The organism is aff. Roholtiella sp. LEGE 12411 (assembly GCF_015206995.1).
GTDB lineage: Bacteria > Cyanobacteriota > Cyanobacteriia > Cyanobacteriales > Nostocaceae > Komarekiella.
Window position 1 is genome coordinate 31,960 of the sequence record NZ_JADEXR010000047.1, and the last position, 11,310, is coordinate 43,269.

Consider the following 11,310-nt stretch of genomic DNA (forward strand, 5'->3'; position numbering starts at 1 on the left):
TAAAGCTTTGGACTATAACATAACACAAAAAGTTATGCATGATACATTAAGACTTGATGAAGTTGTGGAGTTTGCTGAAAACCCAGAACCGCGTTGTCCGTGCGTACTATTACTAGACACATCTGGCTCTATGCAAGGAGAGCCGATAGAGGCTTTAAATCAGGGCTTGCTGAGTTTGAAAGATGAATTAGTAAAAAATTCCTTGGCAGCAAGACGAGTAGAGGTAGCGATAGTTACTTTTGATAGTAATGTCAACGTAGTACAAGACTTTGTGACTGCTGATCAATTCAATCCACCCATTTTGACAGCACAGGGACTGACTACAATGGGTTCAGGAATTCATAAAGCCTTAGACATAATTCAAGAGCGCAAATCTCAGTATCGTTCTAACGGCATTGCTTACTATCGTCCTTGGGTATTTATGATTACTGATGGAGAGCCACAAGGTGAGCAAGACAATGTAGTAGAGCAAGCAGCGCAGCGTCTACAAGGAGATGAAGCAAGTAAGCGCGTAGCTTTTTTTACAGTCGGTGTAGAAAACGCGAATATGACGCGCTTAAATCAAATCACTGTGCGTACTCCCCTAAAACTCAAAGGTCTAAACTTTATCGAGATGTTTGTCTGGCTGTCAGCTAGTATGTCAACTGTTTCCCATTCCCAGGTAGACGAACAGGTAGCACTACCACCGATTGGTTGGGGGGCTGTTTAATTTAAAGATGGCAGCTTGATGTTTATGACAGCTGGCTGTTGGAATAAAATCTATGAACATATCAAAACAGATTGCTCAATGGCAGGTAGTAGCTGCATCTGTATGTGGTACAAGCCATTTAAAGAACAAGCAGTTGTGTCAAGATGCTCACCACTGGCAGGTATTATCAGATAATGTTTTAGTGGTAGCGGTAGCAGATGGTGCGGGTTCAGCAAGCCTTGGGAAAGTGGGGGCAATGATTGCTGTAGAAACAGCAATAGAAAACATTTCCATCAAACAAGTCACCAGAGACACCCTGACTAATGATACCAATGTGCGATCGCTCTTGACTGAGGCGATAGTAGCCGCCAAAAAAGCTGTAGAAGATGAGGCGGCTGCTTGTAATAAACAGCCTCAAGATTTAGCGACTACCTTAATTATTCTGGTGGCTACACCAGAAGTCGTAGCTGTAGCGCAGATAGGTGATGGATTAGCCGTAGCAAAAGATAGCATGGGCAACCTCCTAGCACTTACCATGCCTGACAGCGGCGAATACATCAACGAAACTACTTTTTTGACTTCGGCCAGTGCTTTGGATACAGCGCAGATGAGATTATGGCGTGAAGACATAATCAATGTTGGTGTCCTTACCGACGGACTACAAATGCTGGCTTTGAATATGGTTGTTAGTGAACCTCACAAACCGTTCTTTTTTCCTTTGTTTGAGTTTGTAGCGAATTCCGAGGATAAAACAGTGGCAAAAGAGCAGTTGGTGAGCTTTTTACGCTCTGAGCGGATCACGCAACGCACCGATGATGATTTGACACTTATTATAGCTGCATTCAGCAACTCATGAGCAATAGTCTAGTGTTTGGCATTTTAAACAACTCCCGTTAGCGATAATTCACCATGCAGGTACTACGTTGTCTTCCTAAGCAAGAAATTCTCAACCTCAGTGTCAGTCTGGGGCGTGGTGGTGAAGCTTGTGTCTATGCACTGCCATCTGATAGCAATATGGTGGCCAAGATTTATCACAAGCCAACTACTGCACATGCTGATAAACTCCAGGCGATGCTTGCCAATCCACCGGATAACCCTACGGCTAGTTTGGGGCATATCTCCATCGCTTGGCCAGAAGTTTTATTGCGATCAGCAGATGGTAGCGGTGGCGTCATCGGCTTTTTGATGCCACGCATTCAGGGGATGCGTCCAATCATCGACTTTTACAACCCTAGAACCCGCCGCCAACACTGCCCTTTATTCAATTATCAGTACCTGCTCCGCACGGCTCGTAACCTAGCGGCGGCTTTCGCTGCTCTACACAGTAGTGGATATTGCGTTGGGGATGTCAATGAGTCAAATATCCTCGTCAGCGACACAGCACTTGTCACCTTGGTAGACACAGACTCTTTCCAAGTACGCGATCCAAACAACAATATAGTTTATCGCTGCTCAGTGGGCAAACCAGAGTTTACCCCACCAGAATTACAGAATAAAACTTTTGCACAGCACGATCGCGAAATTTCCCACGACTTATTTGGGTTAGCAGTGCTGGTATTCCAACTATTAATGGAAGGCACTCATCCATTTTCTGGTATCTTTCAAGGCGCTGTTGAACCACCACCCTACGAAGCACGTATTGCTGCTGGACACTTCACTTACAGTAAACAGCGGCGCGTACCCTACCTTCCTACCCCAATTGCACCCGCTTGGGAAATTCTCCATCCCAACTTACAAGAACTATTTGTCCGTTGTTTTGAAGAAAGCCACAATAGCCCCCACCTCCGCCCCAGCGCTCAAACCTGGCTATCAGCACTAGCCGAAGCTGAAGATTCCCTGATTAGCTGTACTGTAAATCCCCAGCATCGCTACAATAATCATCTGCAAAGCTGTCCTTGGTGTGAACGGACATCACGTTTAGGCGGACGTGATCCCTTTCCCTCCCATCGAGCAGTAGAAAGTAGAGAACATCTACAACCGCGCATCAAATCGAGAAAGCGCCACACTCAGACTCCACGTTTCCCACAGCCAGCAATACCAGCCCACGCTGTTAATTATTGGCAGCCAATTACCCAAAGTGTTGCGCCTTATCAACCTTCCAGAAGACCAAAATTATACCCGATTATTTGTTGCTTGCTGGGTTTTGGTGTTTTGGGATATTTGGACGTAATGATTAAATTTACTCGTCCATTTGTGTTCCAAAATGCTTACACTCAACAAACATTGAAGCCTCGCCAGACACCTAAAAAGGATAATCTCAGCTTCGCAGATTACTACAAGCAGGGTCATGCTGCTTATAAAGTGCGAGACTACTATTTAGCAATTGAAAAATTTAGCCACGCAATCGAAAAAGATCCTAAAAATGCTAAAGCTCGCGTCAATCGTGGCAATGCCCGCTACAATTTGAAAGATTTTGAAGGAGCACGTACAGACTATAGCCAAGCTCTGCAAATCAATCCTAAAGAAGTTAAAGCTTTTGTGAATCGAGGCAATGCTCTATATATGCTCGCAGAATATAGTAGCGACCCTGACAAAGAGTATAACCTAGCGATCGCAGACTTTAATAATGCCCTAAGCCTCGATAGCAATGAAGTGGAAGCATTAATCAGGCGGGGTATTGTCCGCTCTCAAATTGCCAAATACAGCGGTGATTCTCAAAAAGGTTACAAAAAAGCGATCGCGGATTTTACCGAGGCAATAAATCTCAATTCTTCCAAAACCGAAGCTTACTATCAGCGGGGTGTTGCTTATTATCAAGTCGCTCAATATAGCACCAATTATGCTCAAGAATACAAAGAAGCAATAACCAACTTTAATCAAGCACTAAATCTCAATTCCAAGCTAGCGAAAGTCTATCTCAAACGAGGTATGGTTCGTTATGAACTTTCACAATATAGTGGCAGTAAAATTAACCCGAACCATACGCAAGCTATTCAAGATTTACAAACAGCTGCCAAAATCTCTCTTGAGCAAGAGGATATGGATAGTTACCAGCAAGCACTCAGCCATATCTGCGTAGTTGTAGAAAACAAATGTGATAGTTTATTCCAAAGCTCAAGTATGTTTGACAAAGCTAATGAAAAGAAGTAAATTTTGTCACTAACAAATTATTAGTTTTGATGGAGGAAAATCAAGCCTAATCAGGGTTAGCCAAAGCTAACCCTGATTATTTTATAGGTAACTTTTGTATTTAAATTAATATTAAATTTTCGGTTTTATATATATTCATAAAGCTTTCACAGACAAAAGATTTTAATTTATCTTTCCTTCATAATTTTGATTAAAATCTTAGTTAGATTATTTACGGAGAAAAATAAATTAGAAATCAATTTTTCTCTATCCAAGTGCATCCTCTTCAGATCGTAAAAGTAAAATAATAATCTACCTGCAAATCTCCGAGGTAATTGCATGAAAGCGGTGATTTTGGCTGGAGGGCTTGGTACACGCCTCAGTGAAGAAACTAGTATCAAACCCAAGCCGATGGTTGAAATTGGTGGTAAGCCAATTCTATGGCATATAATGAAAACTTACTCTGCCCACGGCATCAATGACTTCATTATTTGTTGCGGTTACAAAGGTTACATAATTAAGGAGTATTTTGCCAACTACTTCTTACACATGTCAGATGTTACCTTTGATCTGCGATTTAACCAGATGAATGTACATTTCGGTTATGCTGAACCCTGGCGGATCACCTTAGTAAATACAGGTGATAATACAATGACAGGTGGGCGCTTAAAGCGCATCAGCGAACATGTTGGTAATGACACTTTTTGCTTTACCTATGGTGATGGTGTAAGTGATATAAATATCACAGAGCTAATGAACTTTCATCGAGAACAAAATACCTTAGCAACACTCACCGCAGTTCAACCAGCAGGACGTTTTGGTGCTATTTCTTTAGGAAATGAGCAAACTAAAATTACCAGCTTCCGGGAAAAACCTGAAGGTGATGGCGCTTGGATTAATGGCGGTTATTTTGTCCTAGAACCAGAAGTAATTAACTTAATTGCTGATGACTCTACTGTTTGGGAGCAAGAGCCATTAGAGAAGCTAGCTGATATGGAACAGCTATCTGCTTTCAAACATCATGGTTTTTGGCAACCGATGGATACTTTACGCGATAAAAACTACCTAGAGGAGCTATGGAAGAACAGTCAGGCTCCTTGGAAGATATGGTAGATAACAAGTTGGATCTACAAACACTTCAATACTCTGGCTTCAGGTGCGATAATACTAATGTATGATTTTGCGATTATAGGCGGGGGAATAGTTGGACTTTCTACCGGGTTAGCTTTAGGCAAACGCTATGCCAATGCACGTATTTTAATACTAGAAAAAGAGAGCCGATGGGCATTTCATCAAACTGGTAATAATAGCGGAGTGATTCATTCTGGTATTTACTATAAGCCGGGAAGTTTCAAAGCTAAATTTTGTCGTGATGGTAGTCGCTCAATGGTAGAATTCTGCCAAGAGCATGGAATCGAGCATGAAGTTTGCGGTAAAATAATAGTCGCAACAGAAGAACAAGAGCTACCACGCCTAGAAAAGCTTTACACGCGAGGCTTAGAAAATGGCATGGCAGTCCAGAGAATCAGCCCAGAGGAAGTCAAAGAAGTTGAACCCCATGTAAAATGCGTAGGTGGAATCCGGGTATTCTCAACTGGTATTGTTAATTACAAGCAAGTTTGTTTTAAATACGCTGAGTTAATTAAACAGCAAGGTGGAGATTTACATCTCAATACAAAAGTTCTAAAAATCTCTCCAAGCGGTAAAAATCAGGTACTGGAAACAAACAACGGCAGTTTTGAAACGCGTTTCGTAATTAATTGTGCAGGATTGCACAGCGATCGCATTGCCAAGTTAGGTCAAGTTGACCCTCAAGCCAAAATTGTACCATTCCGGGGAGAATATTATGAACTCACCCCAGAAAAACGCTATCTAGTCAAAACTCTAATTTACCCAGTTCCTAATCCAGATTTTCCCTTTCTGGGTGTTCACTTCACCCGGATGATTGATAGTAGCGTTCATGCAGGGCCAAATGCAGTTCTCAGCCTCAAGCGCGAAGGTTATCAAAAAACCGACTTTAACTTAGGGGATTTTCTGGAAGTCATAACCTATCCCGGTTTCTGGAAATTGGCTGCAAAACACGCCGATGAAGGTATTCAGGAAATCATTCGTTCATTTAGTAAAGCCGCCTTCGTGAGAAGTTTGCAAAAACTAATTCCAGAAGTTCAAGCACAGGATTTAGTTCCTACTCATGCGGGAGTTCGTGCTCAGGCTTTGATGAACAATGGTTCTCTTGTGGATGACTTTTTGATTGTTCAAGCTCAAAACTCCATCCATGTTTGCAATGCTCCTTCTCCTGCGGCTACATCTTCCTTAGAAATTGGTCAAGCGATTGTGGCACAAATTCCTCAACCGTTGCATTTAGAGACTGTAGTAGTTTAAGACATAATTGGTGGATGCAAGTAGAATTAAAAATCAGCGATCGCAACTTCAAAAAAACTTAAATTGGAAGTTTCTCAATATTTACACTATACAGGAAATGTGTGAGCGATCGCTGTTAATTTCTACTGGCAAAAGTAACTGTATCCTCCAATTTTCTATCAGTTATACAAAACCGTTTGCATTGACATATATATATGTGAAACTTTCCGGTATTGCTGATATCTAAATGGAAAGTAGTAGTGTTGGTATTAGACTCTACAAAATTCCCACAAGAAGTTATACAAATTAAAAAAAGTATGTGACAGATAGACCATTGTAGAGACGTTGCAATTCAACGTCTTTACCAAAAGATTTGTTGCTGTTAGCGGAGTCGTGGGGTAACAAGCCATACATGATGCCACAATTTGTCGCAGCAGTTATCAATAGAATTCCTCCTTACTCAATTGCGGTTGGTGTACCCGCTAGAGTAATTGCTCAGCGAAATTGAATCGAACTCATTAATACAGAGGATTTGACAATAATGAAAATATTAGTAACCGGAACAGAAGGCTATCTTGGTTCGTTATTACCTTCTCTGTTAATCGAACGCGGACACGAAGTTCTCGGCATCGATACTGGTTTCTATAAGGTTGGTTGGCTGTACAACGGTACTCAAGTAACAGCCAAAACTCTCAACAAAGATATCCGTGATATCACCCCGGAAGATTTGCAAGGCGTAGAAGCAATAGTTCACATGGCTGAACTCTCCAACGATCCCACCGGACAATTAGCACCTAATATCACTTACGAAATTAATCATTTAGGTTCCGTTCGTCTAGCTAACCTGGCTAAAGCCATAGGTGTGCGTCGCTTTGTATATATGTCTTCGTGCAGTGTCTATGGTGTTGCTACCGAAGGTGATGTCACAGAAGCATCTCCTATTAACCCTCAAACAGCCTACGCAGAGTGTAAAACTCTAGTAGAGCGAGATGTCAAACTACTAGCTGACGATGACTTCTCTCCTACTTTTATGCGGAATGCTACAGCCTTTGGTGCTTCTCCTAGAATGCGCTTTGATATTGTTTTAAACAACCTGGCAGGTTTGGCATGGACTACAAAACAAATCAAAATGACTAGTGATGGTACACCTTGGCGTCCATTAGTCCACGCATTGGATATTTGCAAAGCGATAATCTGCGCCTTAGAAGCACCACGGGATATTGTACATAACCAAATCTTCAACGTGGGAGATACAGCGAACAACTATCGCGTCAAAGAAATCGCTGAGATTATTGCTGCCATTTTCCCAAATTGTAAATTGTCCTTTGGTGACAACGGTGCAGACAACCGCAGCTATCGAGTATCCTTCGAGAAAATCAACACAACCCTACCCGGATTTAAGTGTGATTGGAATGCTCAGTCCGGTGCTCAGCAGTTATTTGATTTGTTCAGTCAAATAGATATGGCTGAAGATACTTTCTTGTTTAGAGGATTTACGCGCTTAAAGCAGCTAGAGTATCTGATTCGTACTGAGCAAATTGACCAAGATTTCTTCTGGAATAAAAAGTAGTTAAAGTAGCCTACCATTAGCAAAAAAATGCAATTTCCGAATCAAATATTGTTGATTCGGATTTCTCTCATCTACCAAGTTGTTTCCCATCAGTGAGATTTAGTTTATGAGAATTGCCCAATGTCGTTTTAGTCGTCAACATTTACAACATACTTTTGTTGATCTAGGAATGTCTCCTTTAGCCAACGCTTATTTAGCAGCGGAACAGCTAAATAATGCCGAGAAATTTTATCCACTTCATGCTTATATCTCAGAAGATACTTTTTTAGTTCAACTAGAACAGTTTGAAACTCCAGATCACATTTTTAGTGACTATGCCTACTTCTCTTCCTATTCAGCAACTTGGTTAAAACATGCCAAGACTTATAGCGATATGATAGTAGATAAATTGGGCTTAAATCATCATACTCAAGTTATTGAAATTGCCAGCAATGACGGCTACTTGCTGCAATATTTTATAGAGAAGGGAATCCCAGTTTTAGGAATAGAACCAGCGGCCAATATAGCCAAAGTAGCTCAAGAAAAAGGTATTCCTAGTATAAACAAGTTTTTTGGAGTAGAAATCGCAAAAGAACTAATTACACAAGGAAAACAAGCTGATCTTTTAGTAGGCAATAATGTCTTAGCTCACGTACCAGATTTAAATGATTTTATCGCCGGGATGAAACTAATTCTCAAGCCAAGCGGGGTTTTGACAATGGAGTTTCCTCACATTTTGCAACTCATTCAACAAAATCAGTTTGACACTATTTATCATGAGCATTTTTCTTATTTTTCGTTCCTAACTGTAGAAAAAATTTTTGCAGCGCACAACTTAAAACTTTTTGATGTGGAAGAATTACCAACTCATGGTGGTTCTTTGAGAATTTATGCCAAACATGACTATGTTGATAATCCCAGGATTAGCGAACGAATTAAGCAAATAAAAGAAAAAGAAATTGCTGCTGGGCTGCATCGAATAGAGACTTACATTAAATTTGGAGAGAAAGTCAAACAGACAAAGCACAAGCTATTAAGTTTTATACTAACGGCTAAAGCAAAGGGTAAATCAATTGTCGGTTATGGTGCGCCAGCTAAAGGCAACACACTGCTCAACTACTGTGGTATTGGTAAAGATTTTATCGATTATACAGTAGATCGTAATCCCTACAAACAGGGATTATTTTTACCTGGAACTCATATTCCTATTTTTCATCCAGACACAATCCGCGAAACTAAACCAGATTATTTACTCATTTTGCCCTGGAATCTGAAAGAAGAAATTATGGAACAAATGGCATTTATTAGCGAGTGGGGTGGACAGTTTGTAGTGCCAATTCCTGAAGTGCAAGTTTATCCATCACCTGTACATAATCTGCTATCCATAGTATCGTAATTATCAAACAGAAGCAGTGTATTTTTTACTTACTCTGCTTCTTCAGTTGGAATTATTAATGCAATAATTGCAGGTTAATAACTAAAAAATATCATAATTTAGCACTATTAATTTTAAATTTTTCCTGGCTGAATGCATCAACGGATGAAGTAGTTTATAACCCTTACTTTTCCATTGAAGATTGAGAGATTGCATTTGACAGTAAAGCAGTATATTAGACTCTACAAAAACTGATTTTTATCGCTATGAATAAATTACTGACCATCGCTATTCCTACTTATAATCGTGCCGATTTACTTGATAAACAGTTAGAATGGCTAGCTCAAGCTATTAGAGGCTTTGAATCTGATTGTGAAATTTTAGTTTCTGACAATTGTTCTACGGACAATACTCAGGATGTCATAAAAAAGTGGCAAACTAAACTTAGTAATATCACCTTTAAAGTAAATAAAAACTTCAAGAATTTAGGTGTAGTCAAAAATATTATTTATTGCCTAAACTCTGCAACAACAAAATATGTTTGGACAATTGGCGATGATGACCCAATTCAGGAGAGAGCCGTTAGTTATGTCATCGACAAACTCAAGAAGCACGAAGACTTATCATTATTGTTTCTCAACTTTTCTGGTCGTAATAAAATTACTGGTGAACCAGTTCATCCACCAACAATAGTTGATAACCGCTGGTTTGATGTTGATAGCGAAGATGCTCGTGGTGATGGTAAAGCGATATTTGAACATTGTTTTTCTAAAAGTGTTGGCGCAGTTATCTTTTTAACTGCTACGGTGTACCGCACTGACTTAGTAAAACGTGCTCTACAAATTTGGCAAGATGCTGAGAATAACTGGATATCTTTGGCATACTTAGCTGGTTATTGTGCGGCTAATGGCAGTGTAATTGTTACTAAAGAGACTTATTTGGAATGTATTGTCGGTGTGAGTTATTGGCAAAAAGAACCAAAGTCTGCACTATTAATGCAATACAAACATATACCAGAAGTTATTTTGAAACTGGAGGAGAGTGGATATTCCAAGCAGTTTTGCAGGCGGATGCTTTTGCAAAATGGTAGAGAAGTAAACTTGAAAGTTTTCTTAGGTGCTTTAAGAAGATGGCCGATGTCTGCTATCAAAATAGTTATTCCCTTTTTAACTTTAGTTAGCCTGTCAGCATTTGATGTCATGGGTTTTAAAGAGTTGAAAATTTCCGAAGCTAGTGAAGCATCTACTCAACAAGTGCGAGCTAATGGTAAGCGATCAGTTACTAAATCCATGTAAAAAATAAAGTAATCATGCCATGCTTAACAACATTAAAAACAAAATAGCTTCACTAGGATCTGAGTTAGTTTATAGATTAGCACTTTTGAAACATGCTCCCAATTTGCCTGCATTGGAAGAAGGCGATCGCATAATTATTAATGCTCTCAAACGAGACGGCGTTTATGTAACAACACTTGCCGAATTAGGATTAAATTCGACTTCCGATCTGCTCAAAACTGCTTACAATCAATTATCTCAGATGGAAAATGCCAACAACGACCATCTAGATAAAAAGTGGCCACAAATTTACACAGTTACAGATTTATCAGAAATCTCTACCTGGGGAAGGGAGAAAAGACTACTCAATATCATCGAAAATTATATTGGTCTTCCCATTACTTTTCATGGTGTACATTTACGCAAAGATTTCAAGAGTGAAAATCAGTTTGGTACGTTGCTCTGGCATAGTGATGCAGAAGACCGCCGGATTATCAAAATCTTTGTTTACTTAAATGATGTTGAAGAAAAAACCGGGCCATTTGAATACATTCCGCGTTCCTTAACCTCTTTATTTAGTTGGAATTATTGGCGAATTTACTACAAACTTTTAAAGTCAAGCTATTTAGGCATTAACGATGAAGAAGTAAAAGAAGTTATTCCCAAATCAGCTTGGAAATCATGTATTGGCCCAGCAGGAACAGTGATTATTGTAGATACAAAAAAGACTTTCCACCACGGGACAATACGCACAGAAGACCGCTCAGCTTTATTTTTTTGTTATACAGCCAATCCCCCAGAACGCCCAGAGCTTTGCACTCAATACTGGGATGATACTTATCCCAAAATGGAGTTAAGAGAGCAAGTAGAAAATAGCCGATAGTGTATTAATTGCCAAGTTTTTGTTAATACTAATCCAATCTATAGGAATCATATTTGATTTTTGAAAAAAATTCAGTACATCTTTATTACTTCTTCCCCATCCCCCATCCCC

Annotated in this window: 11 protein-coding genes; 10 read left to right on the forward strand and 1 reads right to left on the reverse strand. The window is 39.8% G+C overall.

Going from position 1 to position 11,310, the window contains the following annotated elements:
* The first annotated feature begins 34 nt into the window (after positions 1-34).
* The 6 genes from IQ246_RS13005 to IQ246_RS13030 all read left to right on the forward strand — a co-directional run bounded on the left by IQ246_RS13005 (position 35) and on the right by IQ246_RS13030 (position 6,365).
* Positions 35-709, forward strand: a complete 675-nt coding sequence (locus IQ246_RS13005; RefSeq protein ID WP_194003632.1) for a VWA domain-containing protein — start codon at positions 35-37, stop codon at positions 707-709.
* 52 nt (positions 710-761) lie between these two features.
* On the forward strand, positions 762-1,544 hold the full coding sequence (locus IQ246_RS13010; RefSeq protein ID WP_194003634.1) for a PP2C family serine/threonine-protein phosphatase: 783 nt from the start codon (positions 762-764) through the stop codon (positions 1,542-1,544).
* 53 nt (positions 1,545-1,597) lie between these two features.
* Positions 1,598-3,778, forward strand: a complete 2,181-nt coding sequence (locus IQ246_RS13015; protein WP_194003636.1) for a tetratricopeptide repeat protein — start codon at positions 1,598-1,600, stop codon at positions 3,776-3,778.
* Positions 3,779-4,096: 318 nt separating this feature from the next.
* Entirely contained in the window at positions 4,097-4,870 is a 774-nt protein-coding gene (rfbF, locus tag IQ246_RS13020) for a glucose-1-phosphate cytidylyltransferase (RefSeq protein WP_194003638.1), read from the forward strand.
* Positions 4,871-4,927: 57 nt separating this feature from the next.
* On the forward strand, positions 4,928-6,139 hold the full coding sequence (lhgO, locus tag IQ246_RS13025) for an L-2-hydroxyglutarate oxidase (protein ID WP_194003640.1): 1,212 nt from the start codon (positions 4,928-4,930) through the stop codon (positions 6,137-6,139).
* Positions 6,140-6,149: 10 nt separating this feature from the next.
* Positions 6,150-6,365, forward strand: a complete 216-nt coding sequence (locus IQ246_RS13030) for a hypothetical protein (protein WP_194003642.1) — start codon at positions 6,150-6,152, stop codon at positions 6,363-6,365.
* Positions 6,366-6,424: 59 nt separating this feature from the next.
* Here the strand turns inward: IQ246_RS13030 and IQ246_RS13035 are convergent, their stop codons facing one another.
* A complete protein-coding gene (locus tag IQ246_RS13035) occupies positions 6,425-6,562 on the reverse strand; it encodes a hypothetical protein (RefSeq protein WP_194003644.1) in 138 nt (45 codons plus the stop codon).
* A gap of 97 nt (positions 6,563-6,659) precedes the next feature.
* On the opposite strand from IQ246_RS13035, the gene IQ246_RS13040 reads away from it, so the two are divergent.
* From IQ246_RS13040 to IQ246_RS13055, 4 genes are all read left to right on the forward strand, one after another.
* The gene (locus IQ246_RS13040; RefSeq protein ID WP_194003646.1) at positions 6,660-7,688 is read left to right on the forward strand and encodes an NAD(P)-dependent oxidoreductase; all 1,029 of its coding nucleotides are present in this window, start codon (positions 6,660-6,662) and stop codon (positions 7,686-7,688) included.
* A gap of 106 nt (positions 7,689-7,794) precedes the next feature.
* Entirely contained in the window at positions 7,795-9,063 is a 1,269-nt protein-coding gene (locus tag IQ246_RS13045) for a class I SAM-dependent methyltransferase (protein ID WP_194003648.1), read from the forward strand.
* A gap of 245 nt (positions 9,064-9,308) precedes the next feature.
* A complete protein-coding gene (locus tag IQ246_RS13050; RefSeq protein ID WP_194003650.1) occupies positions 9,309-10,337 on the forward strand; it encodes a glycosyltransferase family 2 protein in 1,029 nt (342 codons plus the stop codon).
* A 19-nt stretch (positions 10,338-10,356) separates the two neighbouring features.
* Positions 10,357-11,199 (forward strand): phytanoyl-CoA dioxygenase, encoded by an 843-nt coding sequence (locus tag IQ246_RS13055; protein ID WP_194003651.1) that lies wholly within the window; start codon positions 10,357-10,359, stop codon positions 11,197-11,199.
* Positions 11,200-11,310: the final 111 nt, after the last annotated feature.

Excerpts from the sequence above, each read along its gene's own strand:
- IQ246_RS13055 (WP_194003651.1), top strand. The coding sequence starts at position 10,357 with ATGCTTAACAACATTAAAAACAAAATAGCTTCACTAGGATCTGAGTTA.
- IQ246_RS13005 (WP_194003632.1), top strand. The coding sequence starts at position 35 with ATGCATGATACATTAAGACTTGATGAAGTTGTGGAGTTTGCTGAAAAC.
- IQ246_RS13015 (WP_194003636.1), top strand. The coding sequence starts at position 1,598 with ATGCAGGTACTACGTTGTCTTCCTAAGCAAGAAATTCTCAACCTCAGT.
- lhgO (WP_194003640.1), top strand. The coding sequence starts at position 4,928 with ATGTATGATTTTGCGATTATAGGCGGGGGAATAGTTGGACTTTCTACC.
- IQ246_RS13050 (WP_194003650.1), top strand. The coding sequence starts at position 9,309 with ATGAATAAATTACTGACCATCGCTATTCCTACTTATAATCGTGCCGAT.
- rfbF (WP_194003638.1), top strand. The coding sequence starts at position 4,097 with ATGAAAGCGGTGATTTTGGCTGGAGGGCTTGGTACACGCCTCAGTGAA.
- IQ246_RS13045 (WP_194003648.1), top strand. The coding sequence starts at position 7,795 with ATGAGAATTGCCCAATGTCGTTTTAGTCGTCAACATTTACAACATACT.
- IQ246_RS13040 (WP_194003646.1), top strand. The coding sequence starts at position 6,660 with ATGAAAATATTAGTAACCGGAACAGAAGGCTATCTTGGTTCGTTATTA.
- IQ246_RS13010 (WP_194003634.1), top strand. The coding sequence starts at position 762 with ATGAACATATCAAAACAGATTGCTCAATGGCAGGTAGTAGCTGCATCT.